Origin of the sequence: Dechloromonas sp. TW-R-39-2, from assembly GCF_016864195.1 — a bacterium.
Classification (GTDB): Bacteria; Pseudomonadota; Gammaproteobacteria; order Burkholderiales; family Rhodocyclaceae; genus Azonexus.
Window position 1 is genome coordinate 2,366,434 of record NZ_CP045202.1, and the last position, 18,544, is coordinate 2,384,977.

The 18,544-nt window shown below is 60.3% G+C and carries 17 protein-coding genes and 2 riboswitches; of the genes, 8 read left to right on the plus strand and 9 right to left on the minus strand.

Features of this window, described 5'->3' with window-relative positions; genetic code table 11:
• Window positions 1-9: 9 nt before the first annotated feature.
• The 3 genes from GBK02_RS11420 to GBK02_RS11430 are packed head-to-tail and all read right to left on the minus strand — an operon-like array spanning window position 10 to window position 2,152.
• The gene (locus tag GBK02_RS11420; protein WP_203466792.1) at window positions 10-657 is read right to left on the minus strand and encodes a site-2 protease family protein; all 648 of its coding nucleotides are present in this window, start codon (window positions 655-657) and stop codon (window positions 10-12) included.
• A gap of 10 nt (window positions 658-667) precedes the next feature.
• Window positions 668-1,294 (minus strand): L-threonylcarbamoyladenylate synthase, encoded by a 627-nt coding sequence (locus tag GBK02_RS11425; RefSeq protein ID WP_203466793.1) that lies wholly within the window; start codon window positions 1,292-1,294, stop codon window positions 668-670.
• Between the two features lie 3 nt (window positions 1,295-1,297).
• Entirely contained in the window at window positions 1,298-2,152 is an 855-nt protein-coding gene (locus tag GBK02_RS11430) for a 3',5'-nucleoside bisphosphate phosphatase (protein ID WP_203466794.1), read from the minus strand.
• An 87-nt stretch (window positions 2,153-2,239) separates the two neighbouring features.
• Window positions 2,240-2,329, plus strand: a riboswitch (glycine riboswitch).
• Window positions 2,330-2,340: 11 nt separating this feature from the next.
• A riboswitch (glycine riboswitch) is annotated at window positions 2,341-2,420 on the plus strand.
• A 76-nt stretch (window positions 2,421-2,496) separates the two neighbouring features.
• Between GBK02_RS11430 and gcvT the strand changes: the two genes are divergently transcribed.
• The 5 genes from gcvT (at window position 2,497) to GBK02_RS11455 (ending at window position 9,434) form a co-directional block, all read left to right on the plus strand.
• Window positions 2,497-3,588: a glycine cleavage system aminomethyltransferase GcvT gene (gcvT, locus tag GBK02_RS11435; protein WP_203466795.1), complete on the plus strand. Its 1,092-nt coding sequence runs from the start codon at window positions 2,497-2,499 to the stop codon at window positions 3,586-3,588.
• A gap of 23 nt (window positions 3,589-3,611) precedes the next feature.
• Complete coding sequence (gcvH, locus tag GBK02_RS11440) at window positions 3,612-3,998, plus strand: glycine cleavage system protein GcvH (RefSeq protein ID WP_203466796.1); 387 nt, start codon at window positions 3,612-3,614, stop codon at window positions 3,996-3,998.
• Between the two features lie 13 nt (window positions 3,999-4,011).
• A complete protein-coding gene (gene gcvP / locus GBK02_RS11445; protein WP_203466797.1) occupies window positions 4,012-6,903 on the plus strand; it encodes an aminomethyl-transferring glycine dehydrogenase in 2,892 nt (963 codons plus the stop codon).
• Entirely contained in the window at window positions 6,903-7,457 is a 555-nt protein-coding gene (locus GBK02_RS11450; protein ID WP_203466798.1) for a DUF2946 family protein, read from the plus strand. The genes gcvP and GBK02_RS11450 overlap by 1 nt, the downstream gene beginning before the upstream one ends.
• 69 nt (window positions 7,458-7,526) lie before the next feature.
• The gene (locus GBK02_RS11455; RefSeq protein WP_203466799.1) at window positions 7,527-9,434 is read left to right on the plus strand and encodes a radical SAM protein; all 1,908 of its coding nucleotides are present in this window, start codon (window positions 7,527-7,529) and stop codon (window positions 9,432-9,434) included.
• Here GBK02_RS11455 and ccoG read toward each other — a convergent pair.
• The 3 genes from ccoG to GBK02_RS11470 all read right to left on the minus strand — a co-directional run bounded on the left by ccoG (window position 9,431) and on the right by GBK02_RS11470 (window position 12,698).
• The gene (gene ccoG, locus GBK02_RS11460; RefSeq protein ID WP_203466800.1) at window positions 9,431-10,822 is read right to left on the minus strand and encodes a cytochrome c oxidase accessory protein CcoG; all 1,392 of its coding nucleotides are present in this window, start codon (window positions 10,820-10,822) and stop codon (window positions 9,431-9,433) included. The two genes, GBK02_RS11455 and ccoG, sit on opposite strands and share 4 nt — an antisense overlap.
• Window positions 10,823-10,940: 118 nt before the next feature.
• Complete coding sequence (locus GBK02_RS11465) at window positions 10,941-12,257, minus strand: leucine-rich repeat-containing protein kinase family protein (protein ID WP_239002987.1); 1,317 nt, start codon at window positions 12,255-12,257, stop codon at window positions 10,941-10,943.
• 60 nt (window positions 12,258-12,317) lie between these two features.
• Complete coding sequence (locus GBK02_RS11470) at window positions 12,318-12,698, minus strand: DUF3597 domain-containing protein (protein WP_203466801.1); 381 nt, start codon at window positions 12,696-12,698, stop codon at window positions 12,318-12,320.
• A gap of 246 nt (window positions 12,699-12,944) precedes the next feature.
• On the opposite strand from GBK02_RS11470, the gene parC reads away from it, so the two are divergent.
• A complete protein-coding gene (gene parC / locus GBK02_RS11475) occupies window positions 12,945-15,326 on the plus strand; it encodes a DNA topoisomerase IV subunit A (RefSeq protein WP_203466802.1) in 2,382 nt (793 codons plus the stop codon).
• Between the two features lie 12 nt (window positions 15,327-15,338).
• Window positions 15,339-15,548 (plus strand): hypothetical protein, encoded by a 210-nt coding sequence (locus tag GBK02_RS11480; RefSeq protein ID WP_203466803.1) that lies wholly within the window; start codon window positions 15,339-15,341, stop codon window positions 15,546-15,548.
• 80 nt (window positions 15,549-15,628) lie between these two features.
• Here the strand turns inward: GBK02_RS11480 and GBK02_RS11485 are convergent, their stop codons facing one another.
• From GBK02_RS11485 to GBK02_RS11495, 3 genes are all read right to left on the minus strand, one after another.
• Complete coding sequence (locus GBK02_RS11485; RefSeq protein ID WP_203466804.1) at window positions 15,629-16,153, minus strand: phasin family protein; 525 nt, start codon at window positions 16,151-16,153, stop codon at window positions 15,629-15,631.
• Window positions 16,154-16,309: 156 nt separating this feature from the next.
• The gene (fliL, locus tag GBK02_RS11490; RefSeq protein WP_203466805.1) at window positions 16,310-16,687 is read right to left on the minus strand and encodes a flagellar basal body-associated protein FliL; all 378 of its coding nucleotides are present in this window, start codon (window positions 16,685-16,687) and stop codon (window positions 16,310-16,312) included.
• A 25-nt stretch (window positions 16,688-16,712) separates the two neighbouring features.
• Window positions 16,713-16,895 carry a hypothetical protein gene (locus GBK02_RS11495; protein ID WP_203466806.1) on the minus strand — a complete coding sequence of 61 codons (183 nt, stop codon included), beginning with the start codon at window positions 16,893-16,895 and terminating at the stop codon, window positions 16,713-16,715.
• Window positions 16,896-17,116: 221 nt separating this feature from the next.
• Between GBK02_RS11495 and aspA the strand changes: the two genes are divergently transcribed.
• A complete protein-coding gene (aspA, locus tag GBK02_RS11500; RefSeq protein ID WP_203466807.1) occupies window positions 17,117-18,541 on the plus strand; it encodes an aspartate ammonia-lyase in 1,425 nt (474 codons plus the stop codon).
• Window positions 18,542-18,544 lie beyond the last annotated feature (3 nt).

The following is an 18,544-nucleotide window of genomic DNA, read 5'->3' on the forward strand; positions in this document are numbered from 1 at the left end:
AGTCTTTATTTAGAAACTGAAAATGGCTCGGATTATCCGCGTCGCGAGACCGAGCAGCGGATTCATGATGGCATCGAGGATACCGGTGAACAACAGGACCAGCAAAATAGGGAAACCCCAGCGCTCAAGCTGGGCAAATTTCCAGGCCAGCGAATAGGGCAACAGACTGACCGCAATCCGCCCGCCATCGAGCGGCGGCAGCGGCAACAAATTGAGCACCATCAGCGCACAATTGATCAGCACGCCAACCCGGCTCATTTCAGCCAGCGGCAGCGAATACAGGTTTTCCGGTGCGCTGACCGCCAGCTTGAGCAGCGCAGCCCAGCCCAACGCCATCAGCAAGTTGACTGCCGGCCCGGCCGCCGCCACCCAGAGCATGTCGCGCTTGGGATGGCGCAGGCGGCCAAAGTCGACCGGCACCGGCTTGGCGTAGCCGAACAGGAACGAGCCGCCGGAAAAAAGCAGGATCATCGCCGGAATCAGGATGGTGCCGACCGGATCGATATGGCGCAACGGATTCAGCGTGATCCGACCCGCCAGATAAGCCGTCGGGTCGCCAAAATGGCGCGCCGCATAGCCGTGTGCCGCCTCATGCAGGGTGATGGCAAAAATCACCGGCAAGGCCGAGATGGCGATGGTCTGGATCAGGCTTTCCACGGTCTACCTCTCAATCCAGCCCGAAAAGTGCCAGCGGACCGCGTCCGGCACGAATCAGCTCGGGCGCCGTGCCGGTCAGGTCGATGATCGTCGTCGGCTCGGTGCCGCAGTGGCCGGCATCGAGAATCAATTCAAGCTGATCTTCGAGGCGATCCTGGATTTCCCAGCCTTCGGTCAGCGGAAACTCATCGCCCGGCAATTGCAGCGTAGTGGTCAGCAGCGGCTCGTTCAGTTCTTCAAGCAGCGCCAGCGCCACGGGATGATTAGGTACACGCAGGCCGATGGTCTTGCGCTTCGGGTGCAGCACGCGGCGCGGCAATTCCTTGGTGCCTTCGAGAATGAAGGTGTAGCTGCCCGGTGTCGCGGCTTTCAGCAGGCGGTACTGGGCGTTGTCGACGCGGGCGAAATGGGCGATTTCAGACAAGTCGCGCACCATCAGCGTCAGGTGATGCCTATCGTCCATCTGACGAATCAGGCGAATGCGATCCATCGCCTCCTTGTCACCGAGATGACACCCCAACGCGTAGCAGGAGTCGGTCGGCAGCGCGACCAGCGCGCCATTGCGAATGAATTCAGCCGCCTGCACGAGCAAGCGCTGCTGCGGTGAATCAGGATGAATATTGACAACACGAGCCATAAATTAACGAACCAGACGCCAGATGGGTTTGAGATCTTCCGGCAACTGCGGCAGCTTGCCGAGATCGACATAGCTTTCAGTCGGCCCGTGAAAATCCGAGCCGCGCGAGGCGTGGAAGGCGTAATGCCGGACCAGCCGGGCAAAATGCATGATGTGATCGGGCGAATGGCTGCCGCAGGTCACTTCGACCCCCTGCCCACCCAGATCCTTGAAATCGTCGAGAAAACGGCGCATATCGCCGCCTGACATCTTGTAGCGACCGGGATGCGCCACCACGGCCACACCACCTGCCGCATTGATCCAGCCAATCGCCTCTTCGAGCGAAGCCCAGCGATGATCGACATAGCCCGGCTTGCCCGGCGTCAAATAATGCTGGAATACGCCCGGCACATCGCGGGCAATGCCGATTTCGACCATGTAGCGCGCAAAGTGAGCGCGGGAGATCAGATCGGGATTGCCGGCATAGCGCATCGCACCTTCCAGCACGCCGGGAATGGCAATCGCCGCCAGCGCATCGGACATCCGCTGCGCCCGCTCGACGCGACCAAGGCGCAAGGCTTCCAGCCCACCGCTCAGCCCCGGATGCTGCGCATCGAAACCCAGGCCGACGATATGGATCGGCGTGTTGCGCCATTCGATCGAGATTTCGACGCCATTGACGAAACCCATGCCGACCTCGGCCGCCGTAGCGGCCGCCTCGGCCAAACCACCCAAGGTATCGTGGTCGGTCAAAGCCCAGAGATCGACGCCATTGGCCGCAGCCCGTCTTGCCACCTCACGCGGCGGCAAAAAACCATCGGAAACGGCCGAATGGCTATGAAAATCGAAATTGGTCGGAATCACGGGCTTGGTTTGCATTTGTAATCGCCGAGTTTAACACGAAGGTGCCAAGACCCTTGTGCAGTGCAGCAGGTTGCCTCGCCCCATGCATCCCGCTATAGTGCCTCCCGTTCCATGGGAGAGCGCAGATTAAGTCTGCCGCCGAAGGCGCAATTTCACCCGAAAACGCTCAGGCAAAAGGACCATGGAACCGAGATGGCTCGCCATTTCGAAACTCTGGAGAGCGGCGTTAACAGCGCCCACCGATGGGGCAAATCTCTCAGGTATCGAGGACAGAGGGGTGAAACGCAAGATTCGTTCTTTCGTTTCACCCCTTTTCCGTTTCTAGATTCGACATTAACAAATGTTCGTAAAGGATTGATATGCTGAAGAAAACGGTTTTAAATGCAGCGCATCGCGCAATGAATGCCCGGATGGTTGATTTCGGCGGCTGGGACATGCCGGTCAACTACGGTTCGCAGATCGAAGAACACAATGCCGTACGCTCCAACTGTGGCATGTTCGATGTTTCGCACATGTGCCCGGTCGATGTCGTCGGTGCCGATTGCCGTCCGTTCCTCTCCCGCCTGGTCGCCAATGACGTGGCCAAGCTGCAGGTTTCCGGCAAGGCACTGTACGCCGCGATGCTCAATGACGCCGGCGGCGTGATTGACGACCTGATCATCTACTTCATCAACGAAACGCGTTTCCGCATCGTGGTCAATGCCGGCACGGCACTCAAGGATCTGGACTGGATGCAGGCCAAGGTCGCCGAATGGAAGCTGGACGTGACCATCACCCAGCGCCGCGACGGCAATAACCCGCTCGGCATCATTGCCGTACAAGGTCCGAATGCCCGCGCCAAGGTCTGGGAAGTACTGCCGCAGACCAAGACGGTAACCGAAGGCCTGAAGGCGTTCTTTGCCGCTGAAGTCGACCAGTATTTCATCGCCAGCACCGGCTATACCGGTGAAGACGGCTACGAAATCATGCTGCCGGCCGGCGAAGCCGAAGCACTGTGGAACAAGCTCAACGCCGCCGGTGTTGCCCCTTGCGGCCTCGGCGCTCGCGACACGCTGCGCCTCGAAGCCGGGATGAATCTGTACGGCCAGGACATGGACGAAAGCGTTTCGCCGCTCGACGCCGGCCTGAGCTGGACCGTCGCCATGAAGGACGAACGCGATTTCGTCGGTAAAGCTGCGTTGACCGCGGCAGGCCAGCAAAAGCAGTTCCTCGGCCTGATCCTGCTCGACAAGGGCGTATTGCGCGGCCATCAAACAGTCGTTACAAAACAAGGCAATGGCGAAATTACCTCAGGTAGTTTCTCACCAACACTGCAGCAATCCATCGCCCTTGCCCGCCTGCCGCTTGGCGTCGCCATCGGCGATGAAGTCGAAGTCGACATCCGCGGCAAGCTACTCAAGGCCAAAGTCACCAAACCCGTATTCGCCCGTAACGGCAAAGCAGTCATTTAATTACCCCCATTCAGGAGAAAACCATGTCCAACGTCCCCGCCAACCTCAAGTACGCCGCCTCCCACGAATGGATGCTGCTCAACGCTGACGGCAGCGTCACGGTCGGCATCACCGACCACGCTCAGGAAGCCCTCGGCGACCTCGTTTTCGTCGAACTGCCGGAAGTCGGCGCCCATTTCGATGCCGAAAAGGAAATTGCCGTCGTTGAATCGGTCAAGGCCGCGGCTGACGTCTACGCCCCGATCGCCGGCACCGTCACCGAAGTGAACCAAGCCGCGGCCGACGCACCGGAATCGGTCAATCAGGACGCCTACAGCGCCTGGCTGTTCAAGATGACGCCGGACAACGTTGCCGATCTCGACAAGATGCTCGACGCTGCCGCCTACCAAGGCCTGGCTGACGCCGCCTAAGCAAGGACAGCCCATGCCGCTCAATCAACCGCTCTCCGCGCTGGAACAGCACGACGAGTTCATCGGCCGTCACATCGGCCCATGCTCGACCGAAATGGCCGCCATGCTCGCCGCCATCGGTGCCGACAGTCTCGAACAGCTGATCGACCAGACCGTCCCGGCCGCCATCCGCCTGCCGGCCGACCTGCCGCTGCCCGCACCGCGCCGCGAGCATGAAGCCCTGGCCGACCTGAAGGCAATTGCCAGCAAGAACGTGATCAACAAGTCCTGCATCGGCATGGGCTATTACGACACGCTGACGCCCAAGGTCATCCTGCGCAACGTGATGGAAAACCCAGGCTGGTACACCGCCTACACGCCCTACCAGGCCGAAATCGCCCAGGGTCGTCTCGAAGCACTGATGAATTTCCAGCAGATGGTCGTCGACCTGACCGGCCTGGAAATCGCCAACGCCTCGCTGCTCGACGAAGCGACTGCCGCCGCCGAAGCCATGACCATGGCGCGCCGCGTTTCCAAGTCCAAGTCGAACCGCTTCCTGGTCGATGCCAACTGCTTCCCGCAAACTATCGACGTGGTCAATACGCGCGCTGGCTATTTCGGCTTCGAACTGGTCATTGCCGCGGTCGACAGCGTCAAGGACGAAGAATTCTTCGGCGCCCTGCTCCAGTACCCGAACAGCACCGGCGACGTGCACGACCTGAGCGACACCATTGCCAGCCTCAAGGCCAAGGGTGCCACTGTCGCCGTGGCCAGCGACCTGATGGCGCTGGTCCTGCTCAAGTCGCCCGGCGCGATGGGCGCCGACATCGCCCTCGGTTCGAGCCAGCGTTTCGGCATTCCGATGGGTTTCGGCGGCCCGCACGCCGCTTTCTTCGCCACCCGCGAAGCCTTCGTCCGCTCGATGCCGGGCCGCATCATCGGCGTTTCCAAGGATGCGCGCGGCAACACCGCCTACCGCATGACGCTGCAGACGCGCGAACAGCACATCCGCCGCGAGAAGGCCAACTCCAACATCTGCACCTCGCAGGTACTGCTCGCCAACATGGCCGGCATGTACGCCGTCTATCATGGCCCGCAAGGCCTGCGCACCATCGCCGGTCGCATCCATCGCCTGACCGCCATTCTGGCCGAGGGCCTGAAGCGCGCCGGAATCAACCTGCTGACCAAGCAATTCTTCGACACCGTTCATTTCGACCTCGGCACCCGTGCCGACTCGGTTTATAACGATGCGCTGGCCGCCGGTTACAACCTGCGCCGCGTCTCGGCCGGCGTGCTCGGCATTTCGTTCGACGAAACAACAACGCGCAACGATGTCGCCGCCCTGTTCAAGCTGATCGCCCAGGTCACGCTCGACATGGAAGTGATCGATGCCCAGGTCGCAGCCGCCGATTCCGCACTGCCCGACGCGCTGTTCCGCAGCGACGCCATCCTCAGCCACCCCGTGTTCAATACGCACCACACTGAACACGAAATGCTGCGCTACCTCAAGTCGCTGCAAAACAAGGATCTGGCGCTCGACCATTCGATGATCTCGCTCGGCTCCTGCACCATGAAGCTGAACGCGACCAGCGAGATGATTCCGGTTACCTGGCCTGAATTCGGCGGCATGCACCCGTTCGCCCCGCGCGACCAGGCTGTCGGCTACCTCGAAATGATCGCCAGCCTGACCGAATGGCTGAAGACCGTCACCGGCTTCGACGCCATCTGCATGCAGCCGAACTCCGGTGCGCAGGGCGAATACGCCGGTCTGGTGGCAATTTCCCGCTACCACGCCAGCCGCGGCGACAACCATCGCAATGTCTGCCTGATCCCGAAATCGGCTCACGGCACCAACCCGGCAACGGCCCAGATGTGCAATATGCAGGTTGTCGTCGTCGACTGTGACGACAACGGCAATGTCGATGTTACCGACCTGAAAGCCAAGGCCGAGCAGCATGCCGCCAACCTGGCCTGCCTGATGATCACCTACCCGTCCACGCATGGCGTGTTCGAGGAAGCCGTACGCGACATCTGCGCCATCGTGCATAGCCACGGCGGCCAAGTGTATATGGATGGCGCCAACCTCAACGCTCAGGTCGGCCTGACCTCGCCCGGTTTCATCGGCGCCGACGTCAGCCACATGAACCTGCACAAGACCTTCGCCATCCCGCACGGCGGCGGCGGACCGGGCATGGGCCCGATCGGCCTGAAGGCGCATCTGGCGCCGTTCATGGCCGACCACGCCGTTGCCGCAACGGGTGAAGCCGATCGCGTCAATGCCGGCCAGGGTGCGGTTTCCGCCGCCCCGTTCGGTTCGGCCTCGATCCTGACCATCTCCTGGATGTACCTCGCCATGCTCGGCGGCGAAGGCGTCAAGAAGGCGACGCAAGTGGCCATCCTCAACGCCAACTACGTCGCCCGCAAGCTCGATGCGCACTACCCTGTGCTTTACGTCGGCAAGAACGGCCGCGTGGCGCATGAGTGCATTCTCGACATCCGCCCGATCAAGGCCGCCACCGGCATCGCTGAAATCGACATTGCCAAGCGCCTGATGGACTACGGTTTCCATGCGCCGACGGTGTCCTTCCCGGTCGCCGGCACGATCATGGTCGAGCCGACGGAGTCCGAATCGAAGGCTGAACTGGATCGCTTCATCGCCGCCCTGATCAGCATCCGCGAGGAAATCCGCCAGATCGAGAACGGCACCTGGTCGGCCGACAACAATCCGCTGAAGAATGCACCGCATTCGCAGGCCGATGTAATCGACGCCGACTGGACGCATCCGTACAGCCGTCAGCAGGCCGTCTTCCCACTGCCGTGGGTCGCCGCCAACAAGTTCTGGCCGAGCGTCAATCGCATCGACGATGTGTTTGGCGACCGCAACCTGAACTGTGCCTGCCCGCCGATGGAAGCGTACGCCGACTGATGACGGTCGATCTCTCCGGCATTGCCAAGTGGCCGAATGTCCCCGCCTGTTACGACTGGTTGTCGCTCGACCGGCGGGGCGACTGGCGCTTGCAGGGAGAGCGTGTCACTCACAGCGGCCTGATCAACTTCATCAACCAGCAGTATGGTTGTGATGAATCAGGCTGCTGGTTTGTCCAAAACGGGCCGCAGCGGGTCTTTGTCAGTCTCGCCTGCACCCCGTGGGTTTTTCGTTTCAACGCCACGCCTGAACGCGAACTGGTCAGCCAGACCGGTCAGGCGACCGGCGCCATCAAAGCCATTTACCTGGATGCCGATGGCAACATTCTGTTCGACACCGAACTCGGTATCGGCTTGCTCGACGACCGTGACCTGGCCACCTTTATCGGCCAGTGCTGCGACATCAACGGCCAACCGGCAGAAGAAAATGCTTTCTTCGGCCTGATGCAGGGCCGCTCCACCCGGATTGACTGGCACGGACTGACGCTCGGCAAGATCGCCGCGGTCGACCTGCCCAAACGCTTCAAATTCAATCCCCAGCCCCATCCGGCCTGAGCGCCCGAAGCCACTGCCCGGTTTTTTCCGGCCGCAATCCGGCGCCCTCCCGTTATGATTCGCCCTGCCATGTCCATCACTACGCCCCGCATCCTGTCCGTCATCCCACCGATGACCCAGCTCAACACGCCCTACCCGTCCACCGCCTACCTGACGGGTTTTCTGCGCTCGCGCGGGGTCGATGCCATACAGGAAGACATTGCGCTGGGCCTTGTTCTCGAACTGTTTTCGCCGTCCGGCATGGCCGCCATCCGCGAGCATGTCCGGGCCATCCCGGCACGCAAGCGTTCGCCGATAGTCGCTTATTTCGACGAACAATTCGACCGCTACAGTGCAACGATCACCCCGGCCATTGCCTTCCTGCAAGGCCGTGACCCGTCGATCGGCCACCGCATCTGCGGCCGCAATTTCCTGCCCGAAGGGCCGCGCTTCGCCTCGCTCGACAATTACATCGACGACGATGGCGGCGACCCGCTGGCCTGGGCTTTCGGCTCACTTGGCGTGCAGGACCGGGCGCGCCACCTGGCAACGCTCTATCTCGACGATGTCGCCGACGTGCTGCGCGATGCCGTCGATCCGCGCTTCGAATTTGTCCGCTACGCCGAATCGCTGGCCCGCAGCCAACCGACCTTCGAGCCGCTGGCCCGCGCCCTGGCCGCAGCGCCCACCTTGGTCGACCAGACGCTGGAAAAATTGACCCTGGCCGCCGTCGACCGCAGCAAACCGACCATGGTCCTGCTTTCCGTCCCCTTTCCCGGCTCGGTCTACGCCGCCTTCCGGATGGCGCAGGCGATCAAGGCACAACACCCGGAAATCGTCACCGTGCTCGGCGGCGGCTGGGTCAATACCGAATTGCGCGAGCTCAAGGAGCCGCGTGTCTTCGACCACATCGACTACATCACGCTCGACGACGGCGAACGCCCGCTGCTCGCGCTGCTCGACCATCTCGCCGGCCAGCGCCCGAGGCTCAATCTCGTGCGCACCTATGCGCGGGTCGACGGCAAGGTGCGCTACTTCAACAACAGCGAGCCGGATGTTCCCTTCGCCGAAGTCGGCACGCCGACCTGGGATGGATTGCCGCTCGACCGCTACCTGTCGTTACTCGACATGCTCAATCCGATGCACCGGCTGTGGTCGGACGGGCGCTGGAACAAGCTGACCGTCGCCCACGGCTGCTACTGGAAAAAATGCAGTTTCTGCGATGTCAGCCTCGACTACATCGGCCGCTACGATGGCGCACCGGCTGCGCTGCTGGTCGATCGCATCGAGGAAATCATTGCCGAAACCGGGCAAACCGGCTTCCATTTCGTCGACGAAGCCGCACCACCGAAAGCCCTCAAATCACTGGCCGACGAACTGCAAAAACGTAACCGGGCAATTTCCTGGTGGGGCAACATCCGCTTCGAAAAATCCTTCACGCCGGAACTCTGCAACCAGCTGGCCGACAGCGGCTGCATCGCCGTTTCCGGCGGTCTGGAAGTCGCCTCGGACCGCCTGCTGCAACTGATGAAGAAAGGTGTCTCGGTCGATCAGGTGGCGCGCGTCACCCGCGCCTTCAGCGAATCCGGCATCCTGGTCCATGCCTACCTGATGTACGGCTTCCCGACGCAAACGGTGCAGGACACCGTCGACGCGCTGGAATACGTTCGCCAGCTGTTCATGGAAGGCTGCATCCAGTCCGGCTTTTTCCACCGCTTTGCCTGCACCGTGCATTCCCCGGTCGGCCTCAACCCGGCCGAATACGGCATCAAGCTCAAAGCCCTGCCGCCCATCACCTTCGCAACCAACGATGTCGAATTCATCGACCCGACCGGCGTCGACCACAACGCGCTCGGCAAGGCGCTGAACAAGGCGCTCTACAACTACATGCACGGCATCGGCCTGGATGAGGATGTGCGCGCCTGGTTCACCGGCAACACGCCGAAAACGCGCGTGCCTCGGCATTTCGTTTCACGCGCGCTGTCCGCCCAGCGTTAAGGCAAAACAAAGCTGCTTTTCTCCTGCGCCTGGGCGGCCGGATTGTTGAGCGCAAAGATCTTGAACTGGATAGGCTGGATACCCGACAACGGCTGCCCGCCCTGAGCCAGAAGCGTCAGGGGAACCGCCCGGATACTGCCCGGATCGGCAGAAAAGCGGGAGGAGCCGACAATTTGCAACCCCGGCACGCCGCTGACCTCGATCTGGAACTCCTGGGTCATTTCATCAAGGTTCATCAGTTTCAGGGTGTATGAATTCTCGATCGCCCCATCCGACGTTTCACGCAACAGCGCACCGCGATCGCGCAGCACATCGACCATCAGCAGCGAACGCTGGCTGACAGTCCAGAGCGTCATGCCGGTACACAGCAGCAGCAAGCCGGCATAGACGGCAACCCGGCGCTGAAAGCGCTTCCCACTGGGCTTGGGCTGCCCGGCCAGCTCACGCTCGGAAGCAAAACGGATCAGGCCGCGCGGCGTACCAATCTTGTCCATGACCTGATCGCAGGCATCGATGCACAAGCCGCAGTTGATGCATTGGTATTGCAGGCCATCACGAATATCGATACCCGTCGGGCAGACCTGAACGCAAACGCCGCAGTCGATGCAATCGCCTGCCCCAGCAGCATGGCGCCGGAGATTGCGGGGCTCGCCACGCTGGCCATCGTAGGCGACATTGGCCGTTTCCGGATCAAACATCACCCCCTGGAAGCGTGAATAGGGACACATGTGCTGGCAGACCGACTCCCTGGCCAGGCCGGCCTGGATATAGGTGAATACGGCATAAAAGCCAAGCCAGAAGGTTTCCCATGGCCCGGTGCCAAAATCGACAATCGAGGCGAGCAATTCGCGGATCGGCGTGAAATAACCAACAAAGGTAATCCCCGTCCAGGCTGCAATCAAAAACCAGACACCGTGCTTGCCAAGCTTGATCGCTGCTTTTCGCCAGCTCATCGGGCTCTGATCGAGCTTCAGGCGCGCCAGATGATCCCCTTCCAGCTTGGCTTCGACCCAGACAAAGATCGAGGTGTAGACCGTTTGGGGACAGGCAAAGCCACAAAACAAGCGGCCCGCCAGTGCCGTCACCAGGAAAAGTGCCGTCGCTGCAATAATCAGGACAAACGCCAGCAACAAGGCATCCTGCGGCCAGAGAACCAGTCCGAACAGGTAGAATTTTTCGTGCGCAATGTCGAACAGGACCGCCTGGCGCGTCACGCCCTGACTTTCCCAGCCAAGCCAGCAGGCACCATAGAAAATGATCTGGGTCAGCCAGACAACAGCCCAGCGCAAGTTATTGAATTTTCCGCCAACTGCCTTGGCGTGGATTTTCCCGCTTTTGCGGTACAACTCCAGCTTGGCTTCCCGGACCTTGCTGACTGGCTTGCTCATGCATTTGCTCCTGATCGGATGATGGCCGCCAGTTAATCAGCCAAAGCCAGACAGGAACAGATTCAGACAATACGATTTTCAATATGCACAGATTGCCAGTATCCCCGACGGCCAGGGATCACATGCATTGCCGCAAGCTGCGTTCGATTTCGCTGAAAGCCGGTCGGTCCATGACATTTTCCTGGACGCACCGCTGTTGCAACTCACTCAGCAATTCATGGTGATTTGACGGGTCGACCGCGACAATGCTGCGTTCGAGCAATTCCTCCAGCAAACAACCGAATGCCCGGACCTCGATGCCTTGCAGCGCACGCGCCAAAGCGGGGTCGGTCCGGGAGAAGAAGGAGGCGGCGCCAAAATCTCCGAGCAATGCCCGCCCATCGCCGGCATGCAGAATATTGTGTGCATACAGATCGCCATGCATGATTCCCTGCGCATGCAAATGCCGGGCGGCCGACGCAATGCCATGCGCCAGCCGGATGGCTGCCACGAGCGAAAACTGCAGCTCGGCAGAATAGATATCGCGCGTACAGCTTTCGAGGCTGGGCGGACCGGCCAGGGTGACGAACGCGGGATCGACCAGGGCCATGACCAATGCTTCGACCTGCTCCGGATGGTCGTCTACCCGACCGAGCAGCGGAATCAGATGGGCATGTTCTCCGGCGTGGATACAGGCCTGCATTTCGTGATGCGGCAAACCGTCGCTGGTCATCGCGCCCTTGAAACGCTTGACGGCGACAGCCAGCCGCTGGCCCCCTTCAAGCCACTCAGCCTGATGAATCACCCCCGAAGCCCCCTCGCCCAACTTGATCGACGGCCGCAAGGCGGACCACGGAATAGCACAAATCAGCGCTGCATCGAGCGGCGCAAAACCAGCACAAAACGGATTTCCGGCATAAGCCAGCCAGGACAAGCGAGGCAAGGCGAGCAACCAGGCCGGCAGGCCCGGCAACTGATTGGCCGACAGACGCAGCAACTCAAGCCGCCGACAAGCCGCCATGCGCGACGGCAAGGCACGCAATGCATTGCCGGCCAGCATCAACTTCTGGAGAAAGACGCAATCGCCGATCTCCGGCGGAAGTTCCGCAATGCGATTGTCCGTCAGGATCAACCAACGCAAGGCTGGCGGCAGTGCCTGGCCGGAGACAACGTTGATCTGGTTGGCCTTGAAACCGATCATTTCCAGCCTTGGGCAACGGCCAAGTACCTCGGGTAGCTCGGCAAACTGGTTATCGGAGCAAAAAATGATGCGCAGCCTGGCGAGGCGCGGCAGATCGTCGGGCAAGGCAGACAGGGCATTACCCGATAAATCGAGTATCTCCAGCGTGTCAGCCAGACTGAAAATTTCAGGCGGAAACTCGCGCAAGCCGCAAGCCAGCTTGAGATGCCGACAGCCATGCAGTGCGCCGCTACGTAATTGTTCGAGTGTGTGCAAGATCAGGGAGACAAAAAAGCCCGCTGACGCGGGCTTGGTGGGCAAATACCAGCCGTGCTTTTAAAGCAGTTCGGCCGGGATATTACCGCCGTTTGCAGCCAGTTTCTGCAACACGGTCTTGTGCAGCCACATATTCATTTGTGCCGAATCGCCCATTTTATCTGCCGGACAAGCAAGCTCCCCGGCCAGTTCCTTGCGGGCGGCGAGACTGCTGTCCAGACCAAGCAACTTGAGCAGGTCGACAATCGACACCTTCCAGTTCAGTTTTTCGGCATGCGCCGCCGCCAGCAATTCGAGCTTGGCAACAACGTCGACCGCGCTGATTGCCTGCGGCACAGCGACAGCAGCCGACTCGGGAGCCGGCGCGGCAGTTTCACCGGTAACCGCCTTTGAATCGCTGCCAAAACCCAGCTTGGACATGATGCTGCTGAAAATTCCCATTTTGATTCCTTTAAGCCTGATTCAAGAGGATGCGCCGGAAATCCGGAACACAAGTACATGCTAGCCAGAATCGGCCAAACAATTGGTTAAGTTATATGCATGGAATGTAAGCATTCCTGTTTTTAGCGACCGGCAAGCACGACAAGTCGAACTCAGGGCAGCGTTCGGGTCAGAAAACACGTAACATTTGCACCTTGCCCCATTGACCTCAGCAGGCGAGCCTGCGGACCGGAATCGCCGAACACCATGACCGACCAGCTCAACCTTTTCGATGCCAGCGCCAAACCGCTTGCGGATCAACCGCAGAGCACCGTTACAGGCCCCGTCATCGGTGCGCAGCCGCCAGCGGCATTGCCGCCGGATTTGCCCCCCGATCTGCCGCCATCGGCAACAGCAGCCGCACCGGACATTCCCTCGCCAGCCGATTACGCCGCCCGCCGCTACCTCGAATACGCGATGAGCGTCGTTACCGGCCGCGCCCTGCCCTCGGCCGCCGACGGCCAGAAACCGGTACAGCGCCGCATTCTCTACGCCATGCACCGGATGGGCCTGTACAAGAGCCCGCGCCATGTGAAGTCGGCGCGCGTCGTCGGCGATGTGATCGGTAAATATCACCCGCACGGCGATTCCTCGGTCTATGACGCGATGGTCCGCATGGCGCAGGACTGGAGCCTGCGTTACCCGATCGTCGATGGCCAGGGTAATTTCGGCTCGCGCGACGGCGACAACGCCGCCGCCATGCGCTACACCGAAGCCCGCCTGACGCCGATCGCCGAATTGCTGCTCGCCGAACTCGACGAAGGCACGGTCGACTGGAAGCCCAACTACGACGGCGCCAACGACGAACCGGCGCTGCTCCCGGCCCGCCTGCCGTTTTGCCTGCTCAATGGCGCCTCCGGCATCGCGGTCGGCATGGCGACAGAAATCCCGGCGCACAATCTGCGCGAAGTGGCGAATGCCGCGGTCAACATCATCAAGAACCCGAATTTCAGCGAAGACGAAGTCCTGGCCCTGATTCCCGGCCCGGATTACCCGGGGGGCGCGCAGATCATTTCCAGCCCCGAGGAAATCGCCGCCACCTACAAGAGCGGCCGCGGCAGCCTGCGTGTGCGCGCCAAGTGGAAGATCGAAAACCTGGCCCGCGGCCAGTGGAAGCTGGTCATCACCGAACTGCCGCCGGGCGTCTCGACCGCCACGGTGATGTCGGAAATCGAAGCCTGCTCCAACCCGGTGGCCAAGGAAAAGGCTGGCAAAAAGGTCTTTACGCCTGAACAGCTGAACCTCAAGGCGGCCTTCCTCTCAGCCATTTCGGAAAGCGGCGTACGCGATGAATCCGGCAAGGAACACGCCGTCCGTCTAGTCATCGAACCGGCCAGTTCGCGCCAGGGCCAGGACGATCTGGTACGCATGCTGCTCGCTCACACCAGCCTGGAAACCAATGCCTCGATCAACCTGACCGTACTCGGCGTCAGCGGCACGCCGCGCCAGGCGTCGCTTTACAGCATGATCGAGGAATGGTGCCGTTTCCGCCTGTCGACCGTGGCAAGGCGCACGCGCCATCGCCTGACGGCCGCCGAGAAGCGCATCCATATCCTTGAAGGCCGCCTGGCCGTGCTACTCGACATCGACAAGGTGATCAAGGTCATCCGCGAATCGGACGACCCGAAAGCCGATCTGATGGCGCACTTCAAGCTGTCCGAGATCCAGGCCGAAGATATTCTCGAAATCCGCCTGCGCCAGCTGGCCCGGCTTGAAGGCATCAAGATCGGTGAAGAACTGGCCAAGCTGCGTGAAGAAGCCAAGGGCCTCAACCATCTGCTCGATTCCGACGATGCGCTGCGTGCCTGCGTCGCCGCCGAGATCGAAGCCGATGCCAAGAAATACGGCGACGATCGCCGCACGCTGATCGAGGCCGATGCCAAGGTCACGATGTCGGATGCCAAAACGGTCTCCATCGTCGATGAACCGACGACGCTGATCGTCTCCAAACACGGCTGGCTGCGTTCGCGCCAGGGTCATAACATCGACCCGACGCAACTGACCTTCCGTTCCGGCGACAGCCTGATGGCCTGCCTGCCGTGTCGCACGGTCGACCATCTGATTTTGCTCGATACCAAGGGCCGGGCCTACTCGATTGCCGCCTCGGACATTCCCGGCGGCAAGGGTGATGGCGTGCCGGCCACGTCGCTGACCGACTTCCAGGATGGCGGCAAGCCCTGCCTGGCGCTCGCCGTTTCCGGCGACAAGACCTATCTCGTCGCAGCCGACGGCGGCTACGGCTTCCGCTGCCAGGGCACCGACTTCCTGTCGCGCGGCAAGGCCGGCAAGGCCTTCCTGACGCTGGGCGACAACGAAGCACCGGCCATCTTCATGGCGGCACCGGCCGATGGCGAAGTGGCCTGCATCACCAAGGACGGGCGCGCACTGGTCTTTGGCATTGATGAAATCCGCCTGCTCGCCAAGGGGCGTGGCCTTAAACTGATTGACGCCATCCCCGGAAAAACTGCACTGGATGACATCATTCCGGTGGTTGACGGAGCCGCCGGCAAGCTCAAGGGCGAACGCCTGGAAATATGCCGTGGCAATCGCGGCGGCAAGGGCAAGCTGGTCCGGGCTGGCCGGAAATAAGCAGGAGGCAGCGTGTTCCGTGTTCTGACCAAACGTTTTGACCATCGCGACCGCTGGATCGTCGAAGCCGGCCCCTGGCACAACAAGCGCGAAGATGCCGAATATTGGGCCGAGCTTTTGCGCAACGTCGGTTATTCAGTCGAAGTCGATGCCCAGCACGGCCTTGTTGCTGATTCGGGCGGAAATGATGAACTGATGGATGCCCTGTCCAGCATGGCTTGAGCCATAAAAAAAGCCCTTGCAAAGCAAGGGCTTTCCGGCGACCGGTTAGCGAACCGGTCCGTCGGGGACCGGAACAACGATCAAGCAGCCTTGGCAGCCTTGATGGTTGCGGCAGTCGCAGCAGCAACGCTGGCTTCAGCAACGTCAGCAGCTTGCTTGGCAGCCTTGTTCAGACCTTCATAAGCTTCGTTGGCGGTCTTGATGGCGGTCTTGACAGCAGCAACAGCCACTTCGGAACCAGCCGGGGCAGAAGCCAGGGCCTTTTCAACCAGACCGGAAACCTGGGCGTTGGCGGTTGCAACGTGGGTTTCAACTTCCTTGGCCAGCTTTTCCTTGGTTTCGTTGGCGATGGCGATCACGTTGCGTGAATATTCCACACCCTTTTCGAGGGAAGGAGCAGACAGACCCTTTTGCAGATTGACGAAGGCGCTGACATCCTTGGCACCCAGGATGGCGGTGACGTTGGACAGCGAGGCTTCGAAAATCGAACGGGCTGCAGCCAGGTTCAACAGGGCCAGACGCTCAGCACCTTCAAAGGCGGTGTTGGCAAAGAACAGGGCAAAGTTGAAACCGGATTTGGCGAAATCTTCAGGTTTGAACATCATGGTAATTTTCTCCGTAGGGTTGGGGTAATCCTTGCGGCATTCAATGGTGCACCGCAGCATGATTTCATTCTAACGGATGGAATTACCTTGTCAAGCAATTTTGTGCACCGCAACAAAATGGCAACAAACCGCTTGGGAACTGCCTGAAATCAATAACTACTGGATGATGAAGCTGGTGAAAAGCGCTTCCTTGACACCGGTCTTTTCCGTTTCGTGAATGACGTGATTGGCCGTTTCGATGATCTCGCCGGCCAGCGCTTTCTTGCCCTTCAGGCTGCGCAGTTCCTCGACATCGACCCCGGAGAGCATGAGGATGATGGCATGCCTGATCTTCGGCTTGTACAACGCCAGTTCATGACCCGCTTCTGGCGTGGCGGTTTCGAAAACGACACCAAACTGCAAATACTTGCCATCACCGACGTTGACCGTGAAAACCTGCGGCTCGGGCGCGGCGCTGCCTCCGCCATCACTTGCCAGCACAGGCAGGGAAACAAGCAGGCAGGCCACGGAAAGCACTCGCGCCAGAAAAGTCATAAATCCTTTGAAGCCGAAATTCATATCAAACCTTGCCTTGATAAGGATGGGCAATCAGCGCGAAGGCCGATTCGAGGTGAAAACAACGCCCGTGAGGATAAAACAAAACCGTCGGACGATGGGCAGCAAATTGCATAAACGCCGACTGTTCCCTTGCGTTTTTACCCAAAATGAAACGCAACACCAAGCCTGAGGTAAGTAAAAGCAAGGCTATCCCGGGTTTAATTGACCATCACCGCAGTCGTTCGGAAAACCGAACAGCTGTCGCAGCCAAAACATCGGAAAACCGAAATCGGAGTCAAAGACCACCGAATAAACCCCATAAAAATCAGTTACCTGATCATTTCAAAAAGCTGGCACGCACCATGCGTTAAGGAAATAGCCGAATGCCAAGAATTGCTCGGCCAACAACGATGAACAGGAGACAAAATGAACAAGCTGACATCCCACCGTATCGAGCACGATCTGCTCGGTGACCGAGAAATTCCTGCCGAAGCGTATTACGGTGTCCATACGCTGCGCGCCCTCGAAAACTTCGACATTACCGGCATTTCAATTGCCGTCTATCCCGACCTGATCCGCGCCCTGGCGCAAATCAAGAAAGCAGCCGCCCAGGCCAATCAACAGCTCGGCCTGCTCGACGCAAAACGCTGCGACGCGATTGTTGCCGCCTGCAAGGAGGTGATCGACGGGAAGTGGCATGACCATTTCGTGGTTGATGTCATCCAGGGCGGCGCCGGCACCTCGACCAACATGAATGCCAACGAGGTGATCGCCAACCGCGCACTGGAAATCCTCGGCCATGCCAAGGGCGAATTCAAACACCTGCACCCGAACGAACACGTCAACATGAGTCAATCGACCAATGACGTTTATCCGACCGCATTGAAGCTGGCCACCTACGTTGGCATTTTCCGCCTGGTCGACGCCATGGCCTACCTGCGCAATGCCTTCGAACGCAAGGCAGTCGAGTTTGCCGACGTCCTCAAGATGGGCCGCACCCAGTTGCAGGATGCCGTACCGATGACGCTCGGCCAGGAATTCTCGACCTACGCCGTGATGCTCGGCGAAGATGAAGAGCGCCTCAAGGAAGCCGCCTTGCTGATCCGTGAAATCAACCTCGGCGCCACCGCGATCGGTACCGGCATCAACGCCCACCCCGACTACGCCCCGCTGGTCTGCCGTCGCCTGATCGAAATCAGCGGCGTGCCGGTCGTGACCGCCCCCAATCTGATCGAAGCGACGCAGGATTGCGGCAGCTTCGTGCAGCTTTCCGGCGTGCTCAAGCGCGTTGCCGTCAAGCTTTCCAAGGTTTGCAACGATTTGCGCCTGCTCTCCTCCGGTCCACGTGCCGGTTTCGGCGAAATCAACCTGCCGCCGCGTCAGGCTGGCTCGTCGATCATGCCGGGCAAAGTCAATCCAGTCATTCCGGAAGTGGTCAACCAGATCGCCTTCGAAGTGATCGGCAACGACACCACCGTCACCTTCGCTGCCGAAGCCGGACAACTCCAGCTCAATGCCTTCGAACCGATCATCGCCCACAGCCTGTTCAAGAGCGTGCTGCATCTGCGCAAGGGCTGCAAGGCGCTGGCCGACCATTGCGTCGACGGCATCACGGCCAACCGCGAAACCCTGCGCGCCAGCGTCGAACGCTCGATCGGTATCGTCACCGCACTCAATCCCTACATCGGTTATGCCAATGCCACGGAGATTGCGGCCGAAGCGCACCTGAGCGGTCGCGGCGTCGCTGAAATCGTCCTCGAACGCAAGTTGATGAGCCCCGAACAACTCGCAGAAGTGCTGCGCCCGGAAGTGCTGACCCGGCCGCAAATGATTCCGACCCACGCCGCTTGAACG

Excerpts from the sequence above, each read along its gene's own strand:
- gcvH (WP_203466796.1), top strand. The coding sequence starts at position 3,612 with ATGTCCAACGTCCCCGCCAACCTCAAGTACGCCGCCTCCCACGAATGG.
- parC (WP_203466802.1), top strand. The coding sequence starts at position 12,945 with ATGACCGACCAGCTCAACCTTTTCGATGCCAGCGCCAAACCGCTTGCG.
- GBK02_RS11450 (WP_203466798.1), top strand. The coding sequence starts at position 6,903 with ATGACGGTCGATCTCTCCGGCATTGCCAAGTGGCCGAATGTCCCCGCC.
- gcvP (WP_203466797.1), top strand. The coding sequence starts at position 4,012 with ATGCCGCTCAATCAACCGCTCTCCGCGCTGGAACAGCACGACGAGTTC.
- gcvT (WP_203466795.1), top strand. The coding sequence starts at position 2,497 with ATGCTGAAGAAAACGGTTTTAAATGCAGCGCATCGCGCAATGAATGCC.
- GBK02_RS11425 (WP_203466793.1), bottom strand. The coding sequence starts at position 1,294 with ATGGCTCGTGTTGTCAATATTCATCCTGATTCACCGCAGCAGCGCTTG.
- GBK02_RS11455 (WP_203466799.1), top strand. The coding sequence starts at position 7,527 with ATGTCCATCACTACGCCCCGCATCCTGTCCGTCATCCCACCGATGACC.
- fliL (WP_203466805.1), bottom strand. The coding sequence starts at position 16,687 with ATGACTTTTCTGGCGCGAGTGCTTTCCGTGGCCTGCCTGCTTGTTTCC.
- GBK02_RS11485 (WP_203466804.1), bottom strand. The coding sequence starts at position 16,153 with ATGATGTTCAAACCTGAAGATTTCGCCAAATCCGGTTTCAACTTTGCC.
- GBK02_RS11470 (WP_203466801.1), bottom strand. The coding sequence starts at position 12,698 with ATGGGAATTTTCAGCAGCATCATGTCCAAGCTGGGTTTTGGCAGCGAT.
- aspA (WP_203466807.1), top strand. The coding sequence starts at position 17,117 with ATGAACAAGCTGACATCCCACCGTATCGAGCACGATCTGCTCGGTGAC.
- GBK02_RS11430 (WP_203466794.1), bottom strand. The coding sequence starts at position 2,152 with ATGCAAACCAAGCCCGTGATTCCGACCAATTTCGATTTTCATAGCCAT.
- ccoG (WP_203466800.1), bottom strand. The coding sequence starts at position 10,822 with ATGAGCAAGCCAGTCAGCAAGGTCCGGGAAGCCAAGCTGGAGTTGTAC.